The following is a 24,409-nucleotide window of genomic DNA, read 5'->3' on the forward strand; positions in this document are numbered from 1 at the left end:
AATAACTCTGTCAAGACGGGTATAGGCAATGACGGTTCTTTGGGCAAAACAGGCACTTACGACAGCGGGCTGGGAAAACAACGTCCGGGTTGAAATCGACCAAACCGGCAGAATATCGGGCATTCAGGCCGATTCCCCCGCGACCGGAACCCATGTTGGCACGCTTTTGCCTGCCATCGCCAACCTGCACAGCCACGCCTTCCAACGCTCCATGGCCGGATTGACCGAAAAACGCGGTCCAGACCCGCGTGATACCTTCTGGACATGGCGGCAATTGATGTTCCGGTTTCTCGATCAATTGACCCCCGATCACGTGCAAGCCATTGCTTCCTTTGTACAAATGGAAATGCTGGAAGCCGGTTACGCCAACAATACCGAGTTCCATTACCTGCACCATCAGCCCGGTGGCGCGCCCTATGACAACATTGCCGAAATGGCCGAACGCATTGCCGCCGCCGCCGATATCACAGGCATCGGCCTCACCCTTTTGCCGGTCCATTATCAATATGGCGGTTGCGACAAACGCGCGCTCGGCGATGGTCAAATCCGGTTTGGCAATGACCCGGAACGCTTTTCTAAATTGTATGAGGAATCCGCCAAGGCTTTGAAATCCCTGCCATCTGATACCCGCATGGGTGTTGCCCCGCATTCGCTGCGCGCAGTTGGCCGCGAAGATTTAATCGCCACGACGAAGCTTTCCAAAGACGGTCCGATCCACATGCATCTGGCCGAACAGATCGCCGAGGTCGATGAGGTCAGCGCATTCTGGGGCAAGCGTCCGGTCGAATGGTTGCTGGAAAATGCCGATGTGAATGAAAACTGGTGCCTGATCCATTGCACCCAAATGGCTGAACACGAAACGCTTGGATTGGCCAAAACCGGTGCGGTTGCGGGGCTTTGCCCGATTACCGAAAGCAGCCTTGGCGACGGGATTTTTGATGGCGTGCGCTATCTTGGTGCGGGTGGCACGATTGGAATCGGATCAGACTCCAACATCCGCATTTCGCTGTCCGAGGAGATCCGCACCCTTGAGTACAGCCAGCGCCTGCGCGACAATTCACGCGCCGCCCTCGCCACCCCGCACCAGTCAACCGGCCGCCGTTTGTTTGACGCGGTTGCCAAGGGTGGTGCACAGGCTTCTGGTCGGGATGCGGGCCGGATAGAGGTTGGCGCATTGGCCGATTTGATGGCTCTTGATGGCACGGCTGTTGACCTGATCGGTCGAACAGGCGATACGATCCTCGATACATATATCTTCGCCGGAGATGATCGCATGGTGCGTGATGTCTGGTCGGCTGGTCGCCATGTTGTGACCGATGGCCACCATATTGCCCATAACGCCATCACGGATGAATATCGCAAGGTCATGGAACAACTCAAGGCATCGGTGTGAGCACCAAGACCCAGACAACGCCGCAAACAGCGCATGATACAGCCCCCAAGTCATCGACCGGGGGGACTGTACCCGCAGTGAACGGGATGCCGACTGTAACCTCGGACAAGAAGACAACCGGGGATGCGGCAACGTCCACCCGTGCCCCACGTCGTCGCGCAGCACTGGCAGCCCAGACAAACTGGCAAAGCGTGCATGACGAGGTTTTGCGTCGCATTCATACCCGACAATGGAAACCGGGCGATTTGATCCCCAAGGAAGTCGAACTGGCCGAACAGCTTGGCTGCGCGCGCGCTACTGTGAACCGTGCGCTGCGCGAGCTGGCAACTGAAGGATTTCTTGATCGCCGCCGCAAGGCCGGAACGCGCGTTGCCAGCCATCCGGTGCGCCGGGCCAAACTTGATATTCCGGTCATAAGGCTTGAGATCGAAGGCCGGGGGCAAAAATATGCCTATGGCCTGCTGTATAGCGAACGCCGTACCCCACCGCCGGAAATCTGCACCAATCTGGCCGTGACACCCGACAGTGACATGCTCCATATCACGTCGCTGCATCTGGCAGACGGCAAACCCTATATGTTCGAAGAACGCTGGGTTTCGGTTGCGGCCACGCCAGCCATCGCCGAGGCGGACCTCTCAAAAATCAGTGCCAATGAATGGCTGGTGCTGCATGCGCCCTATACCAAGGGCGACATTTCATTTTCCGCTGTGCTGGCATCAGAAACCGAAGCCAAAATCCTGCGCACCCACAAAGACGCGCCCTTATTCCTGATGGAGCGCACGACATGGAATGGCGATCACGGGATCACATCCGCACGCCTGCTGTTCGCACCGGGATATCGGATGCATTCGGCGATTTAGCGCGATCAGCCGCTCACCTTGACACCGTCAAATAGCAATTGAGATCATCAAGGTGCCATCGACAATGAGCGATTATAAAACTAAATTTGTCCCCTTTTTTCTAATTGATCAGGGTTTCATCAGGCCAGTTTTTGATTGAGAAATCTATGAATATTCCGAATGAAATACTCACAACGTATCGCCGCTTAAGCGAGAAGATGAACGGCCAGCCCAGTGATTTCCCACTAGGCACTGCTCCAGATAACTTTGGAGGAAGGCATCTGGAAGTTTCTGAAGATGGCAAAATGGCATTAGTTGCAACGGATAGAGGAGTGGAGACCAAAAGGCTTGAAACTTATTCTGTAGATGAGTTGATGTATTGGATATTCAAAAGCTACGCGAACTCAAAGGCTTTCTATCGCAAAAATGCTCAATATGATTATGTGAAATCTCAGGAAATGGCCCTTGAAGAAATTGGAAAAGTTTCTGTGGAATGGCGTGAACGCTTGCGACAAGAGCAATCAAACGATCAGAGCTGATTTTGAGCCGAAGAAAAGGGGACTGTCCCCTTTTCTTCCGGGAAAAGTAATTTTCCGCGAAATGCGCCAACTTCGAGATGCTGGCTACCATCTTGAAGGTGACTACATGGTTCCAAAAAGTTAGAGAATTTATATGTCTAATCTTGAATTGTGTTTCGGATTGTTGATGAAGTTAGATGATCAAGCGCGAAATTGGGGCGAAATCGCCAATGACTTCCTAATACATTACAAAATACTAACAAATGTTGAGCAAGCTAAATTACTGACCAGCACCTCCAAAAGCATACGCTTCAAATTCATGAATCAGTATTTATCCCATGTGGTCAGAACATTGGACACATTGGATAATGAAGAGTTATCTTTGGCTATAGAGAGATCTATCCATATGATTTCCTTAGATAATTTCGAGCATGACTATCGAGAAACAAGTTTGCGGGTTCAAGTTTTTTTGGAGAGGCTGGCCGACTATGAAGCAGTTTTTCACAAGATTTGGAGCCAAAATCAAGATTTGGTATCAACTGAAATGAAGAAAAGAATTAATTGGTTGGTATCAATTACGTGAAATACTGACGTTTAACCTTCTAGTCTACAATCACGATAGAGTGTAAAATTTTCCAAAATGCGTCTACTGACAGAAAAATAGCGAAAAAGGGTACAGATTTATTTTACGGTGACATCGCTGCAAGAACAGCATCACTGAAGAAGTTTAAGAAATAAATCTGTCCCCTTTTTTTGGTTTTGAAATCTCTTCGCGCAGATGAAGTAACCATTAAAACTGTTGAGGACTTGTTCGATGGCCTATGAACTACCCACCGGATATTGGTTCAAAGATTCCAATGAAATTTCGGAACCAAACCTTTTGAGAATAGGCTTTCAATTTGGCGGGCACATGGGGGGAGAATGCGAAATACTACTCCCAACAAATAAATTTGATAAGTTTTGCAAGAATACCGAATGGAGAAAAGAAACCATAAAAAATTATTCTAAAATTGTCTTTCTAGCATAGAAAGAATTAAATGTAGAAATAAGCGCAAATGAATTGAAAAAGAGCGGAATAGTACCCGACGAATGGGAGTAGATCGGACATCAAAAAAATTAACAGAAATATGGGACAGATTCATTATCCGCGCTCCTCAAAACTTATAATTTACCAACATTCCAATACTAATAGACCTACACATTGTGTTAAGGAAACGGTCCTCTTCTTTACTTAATCGCATGAATACCGACCTGTATAGCGGCGATGGCGATGTGCTGCTTCAAAAATGAGATAGTTCCCATTGTTTCCACATTTGAAATGTCTATTTTATCCGACGTCGAAACGGCCATTCCTCTAAAGAAACGTCAATCAAAAATGAGGCTGCACCCTTCCATTTCGATATGAAATGACATTTGGGCAAACCATGGCTTGCGAGCTTTGTCTTACCGCTTTGTCCGAAACCCGCCAAAACAGATTGCAAGGCAATAAAAGCAACCGTCATTCTGTTCGCAGGGAACGCCCGTGTCTGCCTTTCATTGGTCGCGTAATCAACGTCTGAGCCTTGTTGCCCGATATACGTTGTTATCGGTGGGGGTTGTTGTGCGCGGGATGAAAAGGGGACAGATTTATTTTAGGACATCACAAACCGTGCCGAGTTTAACACGTGGCGTCGGAATTATTGGAAAAACAGAGCAAGTGATTTCTAGGGAGTACTAGGTGAAGTCTAATATTGAAGAAGTATTCGAAGAAATTAATCAGCTTGATCATCCAGATGGGAGGAATCAACCGTTACCGAATGACGCTATTATTGAGCGATACGAGCGAAAAACCGGTTTTAATTTTCCTGAAGATTACAAGTTATTCTTGAAATCTGTCAGCAATGCCTTTGTTGGCTACATGTCTCCCTTCACATTGAATGAGCGAGAAGAAGAAAATTACGGCGACCTTGCGGTTGGGGTTCGTGAGGCTAGAAAAGTTGGAATACCGCAAGATTGGCTGCCAATCTGCGAAGATAACGGTGACTATTATTGCATAGTACCAGATGGACGGATTCGTTTTTGGGACCATAATGGCGCGACTGAAGAATCTTGGCCTGATTTAGCAACTTGGGCGAAAAAAGTTTGGTTGGAAGGAGGCTGAGAGTTTTTGGGGGACGTAGGAAAAGCAAGAAAAAGGGGACTGTCCCCTTTGTTTGCGGTCGATAATGTTGTTGATTTTACTAAATTAGATAATATTCATACGATATAGCTAGAGACCGGAGTCGCGACAGGACCAAGTCCAAAGGGCTTGAACCACATTCTTGCGGGTCATAAAACTGATTTTGCGAACATAGGGAATCTCTGAAGCAGACATTCCAGATGCTTTATTCACCGCCTTGAAGCATGGAAAGGTTGTAAGCTATCAAGGTGCCCGCGCAGGCCGCACTTGCCTATTCACTGAACAAATCAAGTTTTGACGGCGGCGTTGGCGGAGAGGTTCTGGACCGGATGGATCCATCCGATGCAGCAACAGAAGCCTCCCGTCGGGATGCGTTCCTTGAAATAGCAAAAGAACTGAAAGCAACCGCCAGCCTTGCGCAGGGTCTAAGGCGTGATATCGAACAGCAAAGACATAACGCTTTAAGCACCGTTGGGGAACTTGAAAACACGGTTGATACTCTTCAAGACCTTTATGAAGAGACCCCGACAGATGCAAACCGTCTTATGCTTGAGCAGGCACAGGTTGATCTGGGTGAAGCCCAAAATGACCTTGAGGACCTGACCCAACAGAGCCAAGTCATCGCGGGTTTCGAAATTGATGCCACCGGCGGGATGCAAGCAGCAGTAGTAGAGGTCGGCAATGCCGTTATGCGCGGCGCACGGGCAAGCCTAGGAGACGCTGCTTTTGCAAGACCGGCCGAGGGATTGGCACTTATCGTGCTTGCTATGTCGGGCGACGACGCTTCGCAGACTGCACTTGGAGACACAGCAGAAAGCCTGATGTGGCTGGTCAGCAATCTTGATCAGCTTCCTTCTGCGATGGCCGCCTCTGTTACTGACGCATTGGAGCAAGCACAAGCAGCGTACGAAGCCGGTAACTTTGAAGAAGCCGGGGAAATTGCCGGGCAACTTCAGATTCAGCTACTGGCCACAATCAACACCGGCGTAGGTGTTAGCGAGGCGGTTGTAGCTGCTGGCAAGAAGCTTATCCGGACGGCAGACATTGACACCACAACCGATACCCCTGCAGGCACTCTCAATCCAGGAGAAACCGACATTGAGGCTGGAGGCTTGTCTTACTATGATCAATTTAAGAAAGCGGACGGTAGTGGTTGGGATTGGCCGGATAATTTTGGGTTTGCATCTACCCCCGCAGAAGCAATTCTGCCTATAGGAACTCGTATCGATAGATATGGCTCACCAAAGGGAGCTTTTATGTCACCCGAAGGTACTCCATTCGAACAAAGAGCTATGGCACCGGGAAGTAAATCAGAGACCTTATACGTATATGAATTAAAGAAAGAACTGCCTATTATCCAAGGAGAAGTTGCACCTGCATTTGATCAACCGGGAGGCGGAGTACAAATTTTGCCTAACCTCGGTGAAAAAGTGAATGTGCAATGGTTAATCGATAACGGTTATTTGAAAAGGGTAAACTAAAATGGGCACCTCAATAAAAGAAATACAATTACTGGTTTTTCAACTTGGTGATAAGATCGACGCCCCTCACAATTCAACTAGAATATTTGATTCATCACCACAAAATGGCAAACCTCACTTGGAAATAAAAGGTGAAGAATTTCACTATATTTGCGAAGAGAGAGGCTTAGTTATATGTAAAAATAAAACGAATAACATAGATGAATTATTATATTGGATATTCCAAGATATTTCATTTGAAATGGCACTCGATTACGAATACAAAAATAGAATAAAAAATCAAGATTCGCGTATAATATTATTCTCAAAGCAATTAGAAATATTGCAGAAAATATCAGAAAAATGGAAACTAAAAAGACAGCATGAAATAAATGAAATATTAAAATTTAATCCATTCAAGTGAATATTTACAAAGAAAATTGAGGAAGGTTTATTTTGCAAACTTTTATCAATACTAACATTGCCGATGACGACTCGGTTCGCTATGGCGACAGCGGTGATGACAGCATTACAGCCCGCCGCCTTGCCGCGGAACAAGCCGCAATTATTCATGCTGGCGGCAACCTGTCGCTTTGGGCCGCGCAGAGAACCCATAGCTGCGGTGAAATCCGCAAGGAAGAAACCGGACTTGTCAGCGCAATCGGTTCTGCATCAGTGTGGAAAAGAGGATAGTCCCGTTTATTTCCATATCTTAAGCGTCCATTTCATCGCGCTTTAAAATGACTGCCCCTCAAAAGAAAACTCAATCAAAAATGACGCTACACCCTTCCATTTCGATATGAAATGACGTTTGGGCCAATCATGGCTTGAGAGCTTTATCTTGCCGCTTTGCCCGGAATCCGCCAAAACAGATTGCAAAGCAATAAAAGCAACCGCCATTCTGTTCGCAGGGAACGCCCGTGTCCGCCTTTCATTGGTCGCGCAATCAACGTCTGAGCCTTGTTGCCCGATATACGCTGTTATCGGTGGGGGTTGTTGTGTGCGCGCTGATTGCGTTGAGTTTTTTGTATCAACGCTTTTCCAATGAACTGATTGATCGCCTGACCGGGGAGCGGCTGAGCGCGCAAGTTGCCGCGACATCGAATAAGCTTTCAGCATTTCTCGATGCACGTATTTATCAGCTGGTCACGCTTTCCAACCACCCGGCCCTACCAGCGTTTATTGACGCACCCAATACGCCGCAGGCCGAAGAAGCGCTGACCCTGTTGCGGGTTGAGGCAGACTCCCCCGATTTGTATGGCGTGCTGTTTTTTGACCGGCAGGACAATCTTGATCGTCTTGTTGCCGGGCAGGCCGCATCCGGTCCGCCCTATTGGTCGAAAACCGATTGGGACATCAGCGGACTTCCGCGGGTTACCCATGAAGGGGTCGAGTTTATTGGGCCGAAATTGCCCGAACATGGCAATTCCGGCTGGCTGTTGATGCGTCAGCAAATCCGCGATTCCGGACTTGGTCAAAACGTATCGGTGGCCCTTCATATGCGTTTGTCATCCTTGACCGAATTGCTGGCAAGTGCCGGGGTTGCCGGGGTGATTGAGCCACTACTGCGCACGCCGGGTGGCGTAGTACTTGACCCGACGGGGCGCCCGGCCGAGGTCACCGGCGAACTGGTCGAGGGGCCCAGCATCCTTCCGGGCTGGAACATCGTCATGAGCGTTCATCCGGGCACCATTTTACAGCCAATTGATGAAACGCGACTGTGGCTTTATGCCACCGCCATTCTGATTATTGCGGTGATTTTGGCGATCTTCTTTGCCCTGTCGCGCAGCCTGCGCCGCCGGGTGGATACATTGGTGCAAGGGGCCAACAGCATCGCATCGGGCGACCTTTATTACCGCCTGCCCGAAGGCCGACGGCGCGATGAAATCAGTACAGTTGCCAAGGCGTTCAATACCATGGCCTGGCAGCTAAAGGATTTGATTGACCGCACGGTGCGGGCCGAAAAGCTTGCGGTTCTCGGGCAGTTTGCCACCGGGGTGGCGCATGAGGTTCGCAATCCGCTGGCGACAATGAAAACCACGGTTCAGGCATTAAGCCGGCGCGAACAAGATGAAGAACGCATCACGCTTTTGGATGATATGGGCAGTCAGATCGACCGGTTATCCCGTGTGGTCAATGATTTGCTATCCTATGGCCGTCCGGGTGAAGCCGCCCCACAAGCCACCGCGATCCGCGAGTTATTCCGGCAAACATCGATCCTGCTTGAACCGGTTGCCGATGAGGCACATGTCCGGTTCTTTACCAGCGGGGATTCGCGACTTAACGTTTACGTTGATCCCGAGCAAATCTTACAAATCCTGTTAAACCTTGGCATTAATGCCGTGCAGGCCTGTAATGCGGGGGGAACGGTGAGTTTGCGGGCCGAGGATCACGGCGACACGGTTGAAATTCGGGTTACCGATGATGGGTGTGGCATCGCGCGTGAGCATTTACTTGACGTCACCCAGCCATTTTTTACCATGAAAAGCAAAGGTACCGGATTGGGACTGACAATCAGCCAGCAATTGGTTGATGCCAATCACGGTACGATCAACATCGAAAGCGCCCCGCAAGAGGGCACGACGATAATATTGACGTTCCCGGCCAGTGGCCCGGGGATTGGTCAGGAGGAAATAACAAAAAATGTCCAGGCAGATCAGAATACTGATCGTCGACGATGAAGAATCTTTCGTCCGGTCATTAAGCTTTGCGCTTCGTACAGAAGGCATGGACGTCACCGGAGTACATTCGGGCGAAGACGCCTTTTTGGCGGTGCGCAAACAGCAATTTGATATCATCCTGCTTGATCTGCGTCTTCCGGGTGCGGATGGCATGGAGGTGCTTGCCAGCATCCAGAAATTGGATATCAGCATTCCGGTCATCATGATTTCGGCCCATGGCGATACGCGTGCGGCCGTTCAGGCGGTTAAAAACGGGGCTGCGGATTATCTGAGCAAACCGTTTGAGCTTGATGAGTTGATCCACACCATCAAAACCACGCTTGATCAAAGTCAGGTCGCGCTGGAACTTGATTATCACCGACGTCGTGATGCTGTGCCCGCCAACGGGTTAATCGGTGATTGTGCCGCCATGAGCGCCCTTCGCACCACCATCGACCGGGTCGCACAAAGCAGTGCGAGCCGTATTTTGCTGTTGGGCGAGTCTGGTACCGGCAAGGCATTGGTCGCACGCGCCATCCACAGCCAAAGCCCGCGCCAAGACCGCGCCTTTGTCGAGGTCAATTGTGCCGCATTGCCCGAACAACTGATTGAATCGGAATTGTTCGGGGCGGAAAAAGGGTCCTATACCGGCGCGCATCAAAAACGCACGGGGTTGGTACGACTGGCCGACAGCGGCACCTTGTTTCTCGATGAAATTGGCGAATTGCCCCTCGCCCTTCAGGCCAAGTTTTTGCATTTCCTTGAAAATGGCGACTATCGCCCGGTCGGGGCAGAACGGTCTGCATCGGCGGACGTGCGGGTGATTGCTGCGACCAACCGCGATCTTGCCGAACAAGTCCGGCTTGGCCAGTTTCGCGAAGACCTGTTTTATCGATTGAACGTCATTACCATCGATATTCCCGCCCTTCGTGCACGCGGCGAAGATATCCTGAGCCTTGTCAGCCATTTCGCAGATCGACAGGCACAGGCCGAAGGATGCCGCCCGATCGAGTTTGACAGCGAAACGCAAGGTATATTGCGCACCCACCCTTGGCGCGGCAATGTGCGTGAGCTTAAAAACCTGATTGAGCGTCTGACGATCCTGTACCCGGGCAAAACCATCAGTGCAGATGTGCTGCCCGGTGAGTTTCATCAAACCGATGATCCGCATTATTCCGATGGCACGAACCGTTTATCAAATGCTGCCCACCCGCAGTTACAGGACCGCCTTGATGTCACCGAACGCCACATTGTGCAGGACGCCCTTGAACAGGCGGACGGGCACAAAGGCCGGGCGGCAGAAATTCTTGGCATTTCGCGCCATGCCTTAAAACGCCGTTTACAGCGACTTGGCCTGCAATAATCCTTTTTGCCACTGACCGAATTGAGCCCTTATGAGCGATAACCGCTCATAAGGGTTTTTCTTTTGGAGCGAAAGCCGCTCAACCACGCGATCATAACCAGCCGCCCAAACACCCAGAAACGTTCAAAACCGCGCCCTGACGGGCTTCGCGACGCACTCCTCCAAACTGGCACAGCCTTTGCGCAATAGCCCAACAAAGGTACAAACACGAATGGAACAACCATTCGTAGGGAGGATACGTCATGGAGATGCTCAAACACCCGGTTTCCGGGTGCATCACCATAATTGTCGCAACGTTGGTCTTGTTGGCGGGGACACCCGCACAGGCAGAACGTTTTGAGCTTGGCGCCACATCCGCAGAAGCGGACGCGGTTGTCGGCTGTTTGTACCCAATGACCGGACGATCGGCGACCTATGGTCGTGACAGCATCGCCGGGATCAAGATTGCCCTTGATGACCTTGCCCAAGAAGCCAAAGCCGGGTTACCCGCGCCAAAACTGCGCGTCATTGCCGACGATCCACGATCAAAAGCATCCTATGCGGTGCGACTGGCGCAGGATTTCATTGCCAATGACAAAGCGCAGTTCTTTTGCGGCATTGTCTCATCGGGTGTTGCGCATGCGGTCAGTGACCTTGCCCAGCGCGAAAAGATCATCATGGTCGGCACCGATCATGCGTCTTCGCGGCTCAGCATCGAGGCCGGGCATAAATATTATTTCCGTGTGACCAATGACAGCTGGACGTCGATGGCCGCCGGTGCGCGATACCTGCGCGATCTGCAAAAACAAACCGGTTGGCGCAAACTGGCGTTTATCGGCCCGGATTATGATTACGGTCATGTGTCATGGACCGACCTTCAACTCGCCCTTTCCGATCTTGGTGTGGCGTATGAAACCGTCGGGTCACTTTGGCCAAAGCTGTATGAGCCAGACTACTCAATCTATATAAACGCGCTTCAGTCGGCCAAACCCGACATCGTTGTGACCGCACTTTGGGGCGGAGATTTCATTGCCTTTATCAAGCAGGCCGCCACCACGCGGTTCTTTGAAACCACGCGGCTGGCCAATTTTGATACCGGGGCGAATTACGATGTGATGACCGCCCTTGGCGATCAACCGTATCCGGGGCTGATCCTGTCGGCGCGCCATCATAACAACTGGCCCGATACCGGACGCAACAAGCGGTTTGTCACCCAGTTCCATGAAATGACCGGGCGTTTTCCGACCTATGCCGCCGAAGGTGCCTATACCGGGATTATCGCGATTGCACGCGCGATTGAAAAAGCCGGTGGAGCCAATGACGACGCGGCGCTGATCAAAGCGCTTGAGGGGTTGCAACTGGCCCTTCCGGAAGATCCACCCGGTTTCGCATCCTACATCGATCCAGATACCCACCAGATTGTCCAGGCGCAAGCCGTGGGCACGGTCGTCCATAACGAAGATTTTCCGCCATCAAAACTGATGGTGGGGAATTGGGCGATCTACGACGCCGAAGACCTCAAGCCGTCAAAAGAGATGGTCAAACGCCGCCGCGACGCGGTAGCGGGCGGGTCGGAGGCAGTACCACCGCCAACACCATAGAGCTTTCCTAGGGAGGAAAACGTGAAGAATAATAAAGCAACTTTCAGCAAATATCTGGTTTCGGGCGTCACAGCCCTTGCCCTGACTGCCGGTATGGCATCGGGTGCATCTGCGGCCGAAAACGGCAAATTCCGCGTTGGTATCGTGACGTTCCTGTCAGGTGCCGCAGCGGGCCCGTTTGGTGTTCCGTCTGCCAATGCTGCCAAGGTTCTTGTTGAAGCACTCAACAAAGGCGAACTACCGGCCCCTTACGACAAAATGGGCATCAATGGCGTCGAAATCGAAGCCGTGATCATTGACGAAGCCGGTGGTGCCACCAAGCAGGTTGAAGAATACCGTAACCTTGTACAGCGTCAGAAAGTCGATGCGGTTATCGGGTATGTTTCATCAGGTGATTGCCTTGCGATCGCCCCGGTTGCCGAGGAGCTTAAAACCTTCACCATCGCATATGATTGCGGCACACCGCGCCTGTTTGCTGACAATGCAGATGCCCAGTACATGTTCCGTACCGGCCTTGACGCATCGGTCGATAACATCGGTGCCGTCCGCTATCTGGCCGCGACCCGTCCGGATGTCACCCGTCTTTCGGGCATCCAGCAGAACTATTCCTGGGGTCAGGACAGCTGGGCCGACTTTACCGCAGCGGCTGCGAAACTTCTTCCTGAGTCAGAAATCGTCGAAGAACAGTTTCCGAAAATCTATCAGGGCCAGTACGGCGCAGAAATTTCTGCCCTGTCGGTTAAACGCCCGGAAATCGTTCACTCCTCCTTCTGGGGTGGTGACATGGAAGCACTTGTCTTGCAGGCAAATGCCCGTGGCCTTCTTGAAGATGCAACCGGTCTTCTGACCTGTGGTGAAGCAAGCTTTGCCACCTATAAGGATCAGGCCCCCAATGGCATGATCATTGGCGCACGTGGTCCGTTTGGCGCATTTGCACCGGACAACGCGCTGAACACCTGGTTCAAGGGTGCATACACCGCAGCCTATGATCTTGATCCGGTCTATCCGGCAACGAAAATGGCGCAGGCGATCCTTGGCCTGAAGTTTGCTGCTGAAAATGCAGGCGTTGCCGACAAGGAAATCCCGACCGCTGAACAGCTTGCATCCGGCATCAAGGGCGCAACCTTTGAGTCAGTTTCGGGAACCGTCGAAATGGCGCGTGCCAATGGTCATCAGGCCATGCAGGGCATCACTTACGGCGAGTACCACTATGAAGACGGTGAAGCATCCATCGTGAATAAAGTCTCGTTCTCTGGCGAGTGTGTCACACCGCCAGAAGGCGTTTCTGCTGCGGAGTGGATTGCCGAGGGTTTCCCGGGCGCTCAGTGTAACTAAGCGCATTCTCCCTGTGACTGCGGGCATCCCCATTGCGGGATGTCCGCCCCTTTTCCTGCACATTGGATATTTGTGATGACAAGTCTTCTTGCCGTCCTGATTGATGGTTCGATCTATGCATCGTGGCTGTTTCTTGTTGCCGCTGGCCTGACCGTTATTTACGGCGTGATGCGCATTCTGAATATGGCGCATGGCAGTTTTTACGCCATTGGCGCCTATTCTGCGGCGTCATTGGTTGGCTGGTATTTCAACAATGGCATAGGCCCGGCATGGATCAGCTATCTGTTGCTGGTTGGTGCCGCACTGGTTGCCGGCCTGATTGTTGGTGTGATTGTCGAACGTGGATTGCTGCGCCTGATGTATGGCCGCGACGAAATCCTGATGGTGATCATTACCTATGCGCTTTTGCTGATCCTTGAAGACACGATGAAAATCGTCTGGGGGGTTAGCCCGTATTTTGCCTATCAACCCTATACAGAACTTGGGCGAACGGCGTTCGGATTGCTTAAGGTGTCAAATTACGATCTGGCACTTGTCGGTGTGTCGGCCGTTCTTGGCCTTGGCCTTTGGGCGTGGCTGGAACGCACCAATCAGGGCAAGGTCCTGCGTGCAGTGATCCATGACCGCGAAATCGCGGTTGCCATGGGTGTCAATGTTCGCCTGATGTTTACCATCACCTTTGTTCTGGGCACCACGCTTGGCGCACTTGCCGGTGCGTTGACGGCACCTGCCATTTCGGTTGTGCCGGGCATCGGGATCGAAGTCATCGTGCTGGCCTTTGCCGTGGTCGTCATCGGCGGCCTTGGCAGCATTGGCGGAGCAGCCGTTGGTGCACTTCTGGTTGGGCTGAGCCGTGCCGCGGCCGTGCATTACGCACCGGAGTTCGAACTGTTCGTCATTTACGGCGTGATGTCGCTGGTTTTGGCGTTCCGCCCCGAAGGCCTGTTTGGCCGCACCATGGCGAGGAAAATCTGACATGCGATTTGATAAAACTGAAATCTCGCTTGCGCTGGTCGCAATCGCCTGTGTCCTGTTTGGTTTCGTATCCCCGGGCTGGCTGATCTTTCTTTTGACCATTGCCCTTGCCAAGGCACTTGTTGTGCAGGGTGTCGTCATGCAGATGCGGTCGGGCCTGGTATCATTTGGGCAGGGCCTTTTTTACTGTATCGGCGGCTATACCGTCGGCATGGGCGGGCAGTTCTTTGGCATTCATGATGCGATTGCCGCCCTTGCGCTTGGCATGGCAGTTGCCATTGTTGTCGCCATGATCCTTGGTCTGCTTTTGACGCGTTACCGCGATATTTTCTTTGCGATGCTGTCACTGGCGTTTTCCATGATCCTGTTTGGCATTCTGGTCAAAAGTCAGGGCCTTGGCAGTACGGATGGCTTTAACGTTCATAACTGGACCGTGTTTGGCTGGGCACCGGACACCGGTGCCGATAGCCAGCAAACCGTCTTTACCATGACCGTTCTTGCCGGTTTGCTGATCGCCGTTCTGATCCACCGTTATACCAAGGCGGGGATCGGTGTGATCTGCGAGGCGGTGCGCGAAAACGAAGTCCGGGTGGAATATCTTGGCCTGTCACCGCGTTGGCTTTTGTACGGCAACTATGTTGCAGCCGCCTCTGTGTCCGCACTTGGCGGTGGTTTAACCGCCCTTGCCACCGGTCACGTTGATCCGGAAATGGCCTATTGGACCACGTCGGGCGAGTTCATTTTCATTGCCCTTCTGGGCGGGCTTGGCCATGTCGCAGCCCCCTTTATTGCCGCCATCGTTTTCTCGGTCGTTCGGACATACTCAATCGAATTTGTCCCCAATACCTGGCAGATGATCCTTGGTTTCACCCTGCTTGGCGTCATCGTGTTCCTGCCCAAAGGTCTTTGGAGCCTGGTCTCACGTGAAAAGTCAGGAGAACGCACATGACCACCATTCTTGAAACCCGCTCCCTGAACAAAGAGTTCGGGGCCGTGATTGCGGCCAAGGATTTGAACGTGAAGGTCGCCAAGGGCGAAGTTGTCGGTGTTATCGGATCGAACGGGGCGGGTAAAACCACCTTTATCAATATGGTTACCGGTTACCTGAAACCAACACGTGGCGAAATCCTGTTCAATGGCAAGTCGATCCTTGGACATTCACCGCGTGCCATTACCCGTGCGGGCATGGCCCGATCATTTCAGGTAGCACAACTGTTTCCTGATATGTCGGTGATTGACAATCTGATTGTCGCACTTGCCGCAGCAGAAAGCCCGCGGCCCAGTTTCCTAAGTCCGCTTCGAAGCGATGCCCGCATTGCACGGGCCGAGGAAATTCTGGCAGAATTCGGTATTGAGAATTACCAAAACTCAAAGGTCACTGCCGTTCCGCAAGGGGCACGGAAACTGGTTGATATCGCCATGGCGCTAATTGGTAATCCGCAGATGTTGCTGCTTGATGAGCCAACAAGTGGCGTCAGCATGGATGAAAAAACAGGCCTTATGGATACGGTGATGAATGCGGTGCGCCAACATGGTGTGACGGTTTTGTTTGTTGAACACGATATGGACGTTGTCGAACGCTATGTCTCGCGTGTGTTGGCGTTTTACAGCGGCGAAATTATTGCCGACGGCAAACCCGCAGCAGTCCTTGCCGATAACCGGGTCCGCGACCTTGTGACCGGCCACCGTCCAACTCATAAAAAAGGGAATGGCGCATCATGACCCTGGAAATCAAAAACCTGAATGTTTCCATCGGCAATATTCCGATCCTGCGCGATGTGTCGTTGTCGGTGCCATCGGGACAGATGTTTGGTCTTATTGGTCACAACGGTGCGGGTAAAACCACATTGATGCGTGCCATTATGGGGTTGCTTGAAGTTGACGGCGGCGACGTCAGCTTTGACGGCAACGACCTTCGCAAAATGGCGGATCACGCGCGGGCCAAAAACGGCATCAGTTACATGCCCGAAGACCGTCGCCTGATCCCGTCGCTTACGGTTGAGGAAAACATCCTGATGCCCGCATGGACAAACGGCATCACCGATGCCAAGGAACGGCTTGAGTGGGTTTATGACCTTCTGCCGGAAATTGCCCAGTTCCGGCAACGCCGGGCTTTGCAGTTATCTGGTGGGCAGCAAAAGCTGGTGTCGCTTGGCCGGGCGTTGATGCCGGGTCGCAAATTGTTGTTGCTTGATGAACCGTTCGAGGGTGTCGCACCTGTTTTGTCGCGGCGTCTGTCGGAAGTCATCGCCAATCTGGGCCGCAGTGGCCTTTGTGTTCTGATTTCTGAATCAGATGACAGCCATTCTTCCGATCTGGTGACGGGCAGCTATCGCATTGAACGCGGCACCGTTCACCCCGCCGACATGCAGCCCGCATAAGCGCCCCAAACAAGACGAGGTTTTCCATGTCCGACTTTACGTTTGAAACAACGCCGCGCGTGATTTGCGAATTTGATGGTGCGCTTAAGCTTGGTGCTTTGTGCAACGAGCTTGGTGCAAAACGCGCTGTTCTGATTACCGATCCCGGCCTGCAAAAGGTCGGGCTGATTGACGCCCCGTTTGATGCGCTTAAGCAGGCCGGGATCGAAACGCTGCTTTGGACGCGGGTTGAAGCCGATCCACCCGAAAGCACCATTCTTGAGGCGGTCAAAGGGGCCGCTGATTTCAAGGCCGATATCATCATCGGACTTGGCGGCGGGTCCTCGATGGATACTGCCAAATTGGTGGCCCTTTTGTGTGGTCAGGAGCAAAAGCTTTCTGACATTTACGGTATCGGTCTTGCCCAAGGGCCGCGCCTGCCGCTTATTCAGGTCCCGACCACGGCGGGAACCGGATCGGAAGTTACCCCGATTTCAATCGTCACCACCCCGACACAGGAAAAGAAGGGGGTTGTATCCCCGTTGCTTTATCCTGATATCGCCCTTCTTGATGCCAAACTGACGATGGGTCTTCCGGCATCCATCACGGCCATGACCGGCATTGATGCCATGGTGCATGCCATTGAGGCCTATACCACCAAATATAAGAAAAACGCCCTGTCGGATGGTCTGGCCATTCGTGGTCTGCAACTGATGACCAGCACGATTGACGATGCAGTTTCGAAAAATCCAAGCCGGGCTGCGCGCGAAGCCATGCTGCAAGGATCGATGATGGCTGGAATGGCATTTGCCAATGCGCCTGTGGCGGCCGTTCATGCACTTGCCTATCCGCTGGGCGGGCATTTTCATGTCCCGCACGGGCACAGCAATGCCTTGGTCCTGATCGAGGTCCTGAAGTTTAACCGTGACGCTGCATGCCGCCAGTATGGCGAACTTGCCCGTGCGGTTTTACCGGGTGAACGGTTTGCCGATGATAATGCGGCCTGTGATCGGTTCATTGCGTTCATGACCGACATGGTCGAACGCATGCCATTTGCCAAAACACTGCGCGAAGTTGGTGTCAGCGAAAGTGATCTGGATATGTTGGCCACCGATGCGATGAAGGTCGAACGCCTTTTGATCAACAATCCGCGTGAGATGACCTTTGACGCGGCGCGCGCAATTTACGCCAGCGTGCTTTAAGGACGGAGCCCACACAATGCTTATGTTAAATGATCCTGGCCTTTGGCAAACCAAAGGCCACATCAACGGTGCATGGACAGATGCAACCAGCGGCAATACCTTTGCCGTGCTTGATCCTGCCACTGGTGAGCACCTTGCAAATGTGCCCGATATGGGGACGTCTGAAACTCGTCAGGCAATCAACAGTGCCAATGATGCACTTCCGGCATGGCGCGCACGCACCGCCAAGGACCGCGCAGCTGTTTTGCGCAAATGGTTTGACCTGTGCATGGCTGCCAAGGACGACCTTGCGCTTTTGATGACCCGCGAACAGGGCAAACCGCTTGCCGAGGCCGCAGGCGAAGTTGCCTATGGTGCGTCCTTCATTGAATGGTTTGCCGAAGAAGGCAAACGCATTTACGGCGATGTCATTCCATCGCACGGGGCTGACAAACGCATCATCACCATCAAACAGCCAATTGGTGTTGTTGCCGCCATCACGCCGTGGAACTTCCCGATGGCGATGATCACGCGCAAATGTGCCCCGGCACTGGCTGCGGGCTGCACGGTTGTGATCAAACCGGCGGAAGACACACCACTTACGGCATTGGCATTGGCCGAACTGGCGAAACGTGCCGGGTTCCCCGACGGGGTGATCAATGTCGTTACCGCATCGCATGGGGCGGAGATCGGCAATGAACTGACATCCAACCCGATTGTGCGCAAATTGTCGTTTACCGGATCAACCCAGGTCGGCAAACTTTTGATGCGCCAATGTGCAGACACGGTCAAAAAGGTCAGCCTGGAACTTGGCGGCAACGCGCCGTTCATCGTGTTTGATGATGCCGATCTTGACGAGGCCGTTGCCGGTGCGATTGCCTCAAAATACCGCAACGCCGGACAGACCTGTGTTTGCGCCAACCGCATTCTGGTGCAAGAGGGTGTCTATGACGCCTTTGCCGAAAAACTTGCCGCAGCGGTTGCAAAGCTACGTGTTGGTAATGGCATGGAAGATGGCATTACCCAAGGTCCGCTGATCAATACCAAGGCCATCGAAAAGGTCGAAACACTGGTCGCCGATGCGATTTCCAAGGGGGCGACAGCCATTCTTGGTGGTGCCCGCCATCAGCCTAACAGCAACTTTTTCACCCCGACCATCTTGACCGGGGTGACCGATGACATGCGGATGTTTTCCGAGGAAATCTTCGGCCCGGTCGCACCGCTGTTTAAGTTCAGCACCGAAGAAGAAGCCATTCGCATGGCCAATGATACGCCGTTTGGGTTGGCAGCTTATTTCTATGCCCGTGACATTGGCCGCATCTGGCGTGTTGGCGAAGCGTTGGAATACGGCATTGTCGGCATCAATGAAGGGATCATTTCAACGGAATCCGCCCCGTTTGGCGGTGTCAAAGAATCCGGGATTGGCCGCGAAGGATCGAAATACGGCGTCGATGACTTTGTTGAAATCAAATACATGTGCCTCGGCGGTCTTGCCGGAAAAGCCAACTGATCTGCGATCAAGGAGCCCCACCATGAGTTTCATGTTTCGAAGTGTCCCGCGCATCGTTTGCGAGGCCGGTGGCATTGCCAATGCCGGCCCGATGATGAAGGAACTTGGTGCCACCCGTGTCACCATCATTTGCGATCCGGGCATTGTCGCCCTTGGTTTTGCCGATCAGGCGCAACAGTCGCTGGAATCGGTTGGTATCGCCGTGCAGGTCTTTTCCGACGTTGCCGCCGACCCGCCCCAGCATATTGTGCAACAGGCAATTGACGGGGCAAAGGACTGGAAAGCGGACGGGGTTATTGGCCTTGGCGGCGGAAGCTCGCTTGACAGTGCAAAGCTGGTGGCACTTTTGGCCAATAGTGACCAAACCATCGAAGAAATTTACGGCATCGACAAAGCGACGGGTGATCGCCTGCCGCTGATCCAGATCCCGACCACGGCGGGAACTGGATCAGAAGTGACATGGGTGTCGGTAATTACCGATCCAGATCACCTAAAACAGGTTGTTTATACCCCGCAATTGATGCCCGACATCGCATTGCTTGATGCGGAACTGACCTATGGCTTGCCGCAAAAGGTCACGGCGGCCACCGGGCTTGATGCGATGGTGCATGCGATTGAAGGTTACACCAGCCGGACGCGCAAAAACCCGATTGCCGATGGCATGGCCGTCACCGCCCTGTCACTGCTGGGCAAAAACCTGATGAAAGTGATTGAAAGCCCGGGCGATAAGGATGCGCGGTCTGCAATGCTGCAAGGGTCCCTGATTGCCGGGATGACATTTGCCAATGCGTCGGTTGCCGCCATTCATGGGTTGGCTTATCCGCTTGGCGCGCGGTTCCACATCCCGCATGGCCATGCCAATGCGTTGGTGATGGCGCAGGTTCTGCGGTTTAACCTGCCAGCGGCACGCACACTTTATGCGGAGCTGGCCCCTTGCCTGATTGAGGATGCCGATTTCGCATCCGACGATGAGGCTGCCGAGGCCTTTGTCCGCCGGATTGAAGAAATGGTGCCCGCAAGCGGTCTTGAGACCCGGCTACGTGATCTTGGCGTTACCGAAGATTCGCTTCCTGAAATGGCAGAAGAAGTCTTCACCAAGATATACCGCCTGATCGAAAGCAACCCACGCGACATGACCGCCAAGGATATTGAGGCAATCTACCGCGAGGTTTACTAAAGACGATCACATATAGAACAAACAAAACCGGCGTTCTGAAAAGGACGCCGGTTTTGTTTTCGCCAAAGCAATAACATGACTGTTCTGAAGCTTCCGATACAGGTCAAAATGGGCAAGCCCATGAACGAAAAGCTCAACCTGACCAAGTCATCGCCGGGAAAATACGTACCTTTTATTGCATTATTTACTCAGTTGTTCGAACAATCGGGCGACGGCTTCAGCACCCGGATCGATATGCCCTTCGAGCTGTTCCGCATTGATATAGGATGCACGTCCTGCCTTGGCCTTAACGATGGTCGAGGTATGCACCGCCCCTTTGCGCGCAGCACTGGCAGCATCGGCCATGCCATTTGCCTCAAGCGCGTCGAGAGCCGGTTTCAAGGCATCGACCATGGTCCGATCCCCCAATTGCGCACCGCCGATCTGCTGCATGCGTTCAAGTCCATCTTTAAGGGCAGCGACCATGGCCCGACCGCTTGATGCCGCGTCGCCTGCCGCTGTAAAGAAAATGGCGAGAAGAACGCCCGAAGACCCACCCATTGTCTGGCTAAGTTCCTGCCCGATCGCACGCAAAAGCTGGGTGTGGTCGGCCAGCGGAAGACGGTCGAGTGCGCCGATCAAAGCACGCGCAGCCCCGGCCAGTGTAGACCCTGTATCACCATCGCCTGACTTGGCATCAAGCCCATTTAGGTCAACTTCGGCATCAATCAGGATTTGGCAGCATTTGGTCAGAAAGGCCGCCGTTTGTGCATGCTCGGACGGGATCGGCTGGATCGGTGTCAATCCATCGGGAAGTTCGATGATGCTGACTGGCTTGATTGGTGTACACCCCGGCCAAGCCGATGGCGCACATGGGGCCGATAGCCATGCATGGTCCTCCGCACTCAGCGGATAGACCGAGACCGAGAACCCGCGCATGTCGAGGGATGTCATCATCGCTGCAGGTCCAACAATCATCTTCAGGTTCTTGGCAATAGATGATTTGATCAAATCGTTTGTCAGGATCGCCATCTCAAGCACAGATGTTCCACCAAGATTGTTGAGCAACACCACATGCGGTTTGTTTTCCATCACTGCGGCAAGCTTGGCCGTCACCGCTGCCATCGCCTGTTCGGCGTTGTGATAATCGATCTGCTGCGCACCTGCTTCACCATGGATGCCAAGCCCCAACTCGGCCTTACCTGCTCCAATGCGGTTTTCCTTTGGTGATCCTGGCACCGTACAGGTGTCAAGCGACATGCCAATCGACTTTGTGCCGTCAATCACGCGTTCGGCCGTCGCCGTGATATCCTCAAGCGATGCACCGCTTTCGGCCATAGCCCCCGCGATTTTATGAACAAAAAGCGTACCCGCAAGACCGCGCGGCTGCGGCAGGTCGGGAAGCGCAATGTCATCATCGACAATAACAATGCTGACCTTAAGTCCAAACGCACGCGCACGTTCGGCGGCCAGTCCGAAATTCAACCGGTCACCCGTATAGTTTTTGACAATCAGCAAGCATCCTGCCGGTCCCGTCACTGACAGAATCCCGGCAAGAACCGCGTCAACCGATGGTGATGCAAAGACATCGCCGCACACGGCTGCAGTCAACATCCCCGCCCCGACAAACCCGGCATGTGCCGGTTCGTGTCCCGATCCACCACCGGAAACAAGCGCCACTTTGGACTTGTCCCAATCGTTGCGAACCACAACACGGATGTGCGGATAGCCGTCAATCCTTGCCAGCTTGCCGCCAGAAGCTTTGATTACGCCGTCTATGGCCTCGGTAACGGTTGCGTCTTTGTTGTTTATGAATTGAGCCATGGTCTTCTCCGTCAGGCCACCCGAGCGCCATCGGCGCCAAAGTAGAATGGTTTATTGGGGCGGATCTTTACGATGTCGCCCGTTCTAAGCTCGGTATGTGCATCGGTAACAGTGATGATGTCATGCGACTTGAAGTTCAGATGCAGGCGCGTCTGATCGCCCAAATGCTCAACCCTTTGCACGAAACTATCCTCACCCTCGCCTTGCATGATTTGTTCGGGACGCAGCCCAATTTGGTTGGCCCCCGCAGGTGCGCCCGCAAAAACGTCCGCCGGCAACACATTGATCCGCGGCAGCCCCAAACGACTGGCCGCATAGATGCTGACCGGGTCTTCATAAATTTCACGTGGCGAGCCAAACTGAACCAGACGTCCCTTGTCCAGAACCCCGACATGGGTTGCCATGGTCATGGCCTCGATCTGATCATGCGTGACGTACAGAAGCGTTGCTCCCGAGTCCGCCTGAATGGATTTCAACTCAACCCGAAGGTCTGCTCGCAACTTGGCATCGAGCGAGCTTAGCGGCTCATCCATCAAATAGACTGACGGTCTGCGCACCAATGCGCGCCCGATGGAAACGCGCTGCATTTCCCCGCCCGAAAGCTCGGTCGCCTTGTTGTCGAGTTTATGAGAAATCTGCAAGATCTCTGCGATTTCTCCAACCTTTTGATAGATCACATCTTTTGGTGTTTTCAGGATCGGAGATTTCAATGGAAATTCCAGATTCTGGCGCACAGTCATATGTGGATACAGCGAGTATTGCTGAAAAACCATCGCGACGTTTCGCTGAGCCGGGGTTAAACCGGCCATGTCGCGCCCATCAATACAAATCTGGCCACGATCAGGCTTATCAAGGCCTGAAACCATCCGCAAAGTTGTGGTTTTACCAGCCCCTGTGGGTCCTAAAAGCACCACGAAGGAACCATCAGGGATCGTCATCGTGACATCGTCAAGTGCAACGTCCGACCCAAAGTTTTTGGCAATGCCCGCCAATGTTACCTCAGCCATGGTTTAGCACCCCTTCATTTGCCTCTGAACGCAATGCGCCGCCATGTGTGGCATCAAACAACGTGATCGTGCGGGGATCAAACCGAAGTCCAATTGCCTGTCCGGTATTGATCACTTCGTGACTTGCAACTCTGGCCTTAAGAAGGCCATTGGGCGTGTCAAAGGTAACGATCTGGGTCGTACCAAGATATTCCGTCGCAATGACCCGGCCACGATAGGCGGCACTGTCATCAAGCGTCACATGCTCGGGACGGATACCAAAGGTCAGCTTGCCATTGGCACCTTCGATACTTTTGGGGACCGACATGACCACATCGTTTAGCCGCACCTCAGTTCCGCCTGTGCCAATCATCCCGTCAAAATCAAGGAAATTCATCGGAGGAGACCCGATGAATTGGGCAACAAACTTGGTCGCAGGCCAATCATAGATATCTTGCGGAACACCAAATTGTTCGACCACACCATGGTTCATCACAACAATCTTGTCGCCCATCTGCATAGCTTCGAGTTGGTCATGGGTGACGTAAACAGTGGTCGCCCCCATTCTGTCATGTAAAGCACGCAGCTCTTCGGACATATGTTCGCGAAATTCGGCATCAAGAGCGCCAAGCGGTTCATCCATAAAGAACGCCTTCGGATCCCGTACAATTGCGCGACCAAGGGCAACACGCTGACGATCACCACCCGATAATCCGCCAACAGGCCGATCAAGGATATCGGTAATGCCAAGGATTTCAGCGACCTCTTCGACCTGCTTTTTCACCGCAGATGATTTCATCCCCTGACTTTTCAGCGGGTAGCTGATGTTGCCACGGACATTCATGTGCGGATAAAGCGCAAACATCTGAAAAACAAACGCAATATCGCGCTGACTGGCTGGCTTCTGACCAACTTCCTCACCGTCGATATAGATCTGTCCGCTGGTCGGCAGGTCAAGCCCGGCCATCATCCGAAGGGTCGTGGTTTTGCCACAACCCGACGGCCCCAACAGCATAAAGAACTCGCCATCTTCAATGGTGAAACTTGACGACTGAACAGCGGTAAACGGCCCGAATTCCTTGCGCACGTTTTCAATTCTAATCTGTGCCAT

At 52.8% G+C, this 24,409-nt stretch carries 22 protein-coding genes; 19 read left to right on the plus strand and 3 right to left on the minus strand.

Annotation, left to right across the window (positions count from 1 at the left end; translation table 11 throughout):
- Positions 1–28 precede the first annotated feature (28 nt).
- The 19 genes from COO92_RS13415 to COO92_RS13505 all read left to right on the plus strand — a co-directional run bounded on the left by COO92_RS13415 (position 29) and on the right by COO92_RS13505 (position 20,509).
- Positions 29–1,393 carry a formimidoylglutamate deiminase gene (locus COO92_RS13415; protein WP_101302881.1) on the plus strand — a complete coding sequence of 455 codons (1,365 nt, stop codon included), beginning with the start codon at positions 29–31 and terminating at the stop codon, positions 1,391–1,393.
- Complete coding sequence (locus COO92_RS13420) at positions 1,390–2,253, plus strand: GntR family transcriptional regulator (RefSeq protein ID WP_240626435.1); 864 nt, start codon at positions 1,390–1,392, stop codon at positions 2,251–2,253. The genes COO92_RS13415 and COO92_RS13420 overlap by 4 nt, the downstream gene beginning before the upstream one ends.
- A 146-nt stretch (positions 2,254–2,399) precedes the next feature.
- Positions 2,400–2,771: an Imm63 family immunity protein gene (locus COO92_RS13425; RefSeq protein WP_101302885.1), complete on the plus strand. Its 372-nt coding sequence runs from the start codon at positions 2,400–2,402 to the stop codon at positions 2,769–2,771.
- Positions 2,772–2,937: 166 nt separating this feature from the next.
- On the plus strand, positions 2,938–3,333 hold the full coding sequence (locus COO92_RS13430; RefSeq protein ID WP_165792361.1) for a hypothetical protein: 396 nt from the start codon (positions 2,938–2,940) through the stop codon (positions 3,331–3,333).
- A 1,134-nt stretch (positions 3,334–4,467) separates the two neighbouring features.
- Positions 4,468–4,890: an SMI1/KNR4 family protein gene (locus COO92_RS13435; protein WP_101302889.1), complete on the plus strand. Its 423-nt coding sequence runs from the start codon at positions 4,468–4,470 to the stop codon at positions 4,888–4,890.
- Positions 4,891–5,156: 266 nt separating this feature from the next.
- Positions 5,157–6,389, plus strand: coding sequence for a TNT domain-containing protein (locus COO92_RS13440; RefSeq protein WP_165792362.1), 1,233 nt, complete (start codon positions 5,157–5,159; stop codon positions 6,387–6,389).
- A gap of 1 nt (position 6,390) precedes the next feature.
- Positions 6,391–6,792 carry an Imm63 family immunity protein gene (locus COO92_RS13445; protein WP_101302891.1) on the plus strand — a complete coding sequence of 134 codons (402 nt, stop codon included), beginning with the start codon at positions 6,391–6,393 and terminating at the stop codon, positions 6,790–6,792.
- A gap of 32 nt (positions 6,793–6,824) precedes the next feature.
- Complete coding sequence (locus COO92_RS13450) at positions 6,825–7,061, plus strand: hypothetical protein (RefSeq protein ID WP_101302893.1); 237 nt, start codon at positions 6,825–6,827, stop codon at positions 7,059–7,061.
- A gap of 227 nt (positions 7,062–7,288) precedes the next feature.
- A complete protein-coding gene (locus tag COO92_RS13455) occupies positions 7,289–9,049 on the plus strand; it encodes a sensor histidine kinase (protein WP_101302895.1) in 1,761 nt (586 codons plus the stop codon).
- The gene (locus tag COO92_RS13460; RefSeq protein WP_101302897.1) at positions 9,012–10,391 is read left to right on the plus strand and encodes a sigma-54-dependent transcriptional regulator; all 1,380 of its coding nucleotides are present in this window, start codon (positions 9,012–9,014) and stop codon (positions 10,389–10,391) included. The genes COO92_RS13455 and COO92_RS13460 overlap by 38 nt, the downstream gene beginning before the upstream one ends.
- A gap of 242 nt (positions 10,392–10,633) precedes the next feature.
- Positions 10,634–11,971, plus strand: a complete 1,338-nt coding sequence (locus tag COO92_RS13465; RefSeq protein ID WP_022731513.1) for an ABC transporter substrate-binding protein — start codon at positions 10,634–10,636, stop codon at positions 11,969–11,971.
- 21 nt (positions 11,972–11,992) lie between these two features.
- Positions 11,993–13,306 carry an ABC transporter substrate-binding protein gene (locus COO92_RS13470; RefSeq protein WP_101302899.1) on the plus strand — a complete coding sequence of 438 codons (1,314 nt, stop codon included), beginning with the start codon at positions 11,993–11,995 and terminating at the stop codon, positions 13,304–13,306.
- A gap of 75 nt (positions 13,307–13,381) precedes the next feature.
- On the plus strand, positions 13,382–14,281 hold the full coding sequence (locus tag COO92_RS13475) for a branched-chain amino acid ABC transporter permease (RefSeq protein WP_022731515.1): 900 nt from the start codon (positions 13,382–13,384) through the stop codon (positions 14,279–14,281).
- A 1-nt stretch (position 14,282) separates the two neighbouring features.
- Positions 14,283–15,230, plus strand: coding sequence for a branched-chain amino acid ABC transporter permease (locus COO92_RS13480; protein WP_101302900.1), 948 nt, complete (start codon positions 14,283–14,285; stop codon positions 15,228–15,230).
- Complete coding sequence (locus tag COO92_RS13485) at positions 15,227–16,003, plus strand: ABC transporter ATP-binding protein (protein ID WP_101302902.1); 777 nt, start codon at positions 15,227–15,229, stop codon at positions 16,001–16,003. The genes COO92_RS13480 and COO92_RS13485 overlap by 4 nt, the downstream gene beginning before the upstream one ends.
- Positions 16,000–16,662, plus strand: coding sequence for an ABC transporter ATP-binding protein (locus COO92_RS13490; RefSeq protein WP_101302904.1), 663 nt, complete (start codon positions 16,000–16,002; stop codon positions 16,660–16,662). The genes COO92_RS13485 and COO92_RS13490 overlap by 4 nt, the downstream gene beginning before the upstream one ends.
- 26 nt (positions 16,663–16,688) lie before the next feature.
- Complete coding sequence (locus tag COO92_RS13495) at positions 16,689–17,843, plus strand: iron-containing alcohol dehydrogenase (RefSeq protein ID WP_101302906.1); 1,155 nt, start codon at positions 16,689–16,691, stop codon at positions 17,841–17,843.
- A 16-nt stretch (positions 17,844–17,859) separates the two neighbouring features.
- The gene (locus COO92_RS13500; protein ID WP_101302908.1) at positions 17,860–19,332 is read left to right on the plus strand and encodes an NAD-dependent succinate-semialdehyde dehydrogenase; all 1,473 of its coding nucleotides are present in this window, start codon (positions 17,860–17,862) and stop codon (positions 19,330–19,332) included.
- 22 nt (positions 19,333–19,354) lie between these two features.
- Entirely contained in the window at positions 19,355–20,509 is a 1,155-nt protein-coding gene (locus COO92_RS13505) for an iron-containing alcohol dehydrogenase (RefSeq protein WP_101302910.1), read from the plus strand.
- 180 nt (positions 20,510–20,689) lie between these two features.
- On the opposite strand, the gene COO92_RS13510 is transcribed toward COO92_RS13505, so the two are convergent.
- From COO92_RS13510 to COO92_RS13520, 3 genes are read right to left on the minus strand one after another with little or no spacing between them, the layout of a single operon-like run.
- Positions 20,690–22,312 (minus strand): dihydroxyacetone kinase subunit DhaK, encoded by a 1,623-nt coding sequence (locus COO92_RS13510; RefSeq protein ID WP_101302912.1) that lies wholly within the window; start codon positions 22,310–22,312, stop codon positions 20,690–20,692.
- Between the two features lie 11 nt (positions 22,313–22,323).
- Entirely contained in the window at positions 22,324–23,319 is a 996-nt protein-coding gene (locus tag COO92_RS13515; RefSeq protein WP_101302914.1) for an ABC transporter ATP-binding protein, read from the minus strand.
- On the minus strand, positions 23,312–24,409 hold the full coding sequence (locus COO92_RS13520; protein WP_101302916.1) for an ABC transporter ATP-binding protein: 1,098 nt from the start codon (positions 24,407–24,409) through the stop codon (positions 23,312–23,314). Before COO92_RS13520 ends, COO92_RS13515 begins: the two co-directional genes overlap by 8 nt.

The sequence above is a fragment of the Thalassospira lohafexi genome (assembly GCF_002844275.1).
Classification (GTDB): Bacteria; Pseudomonadota; Alphaproteobacteria; order Rhodospirillales; family Thalassospiraceae; genus Thalassospira; species Thalassospira lohafexi.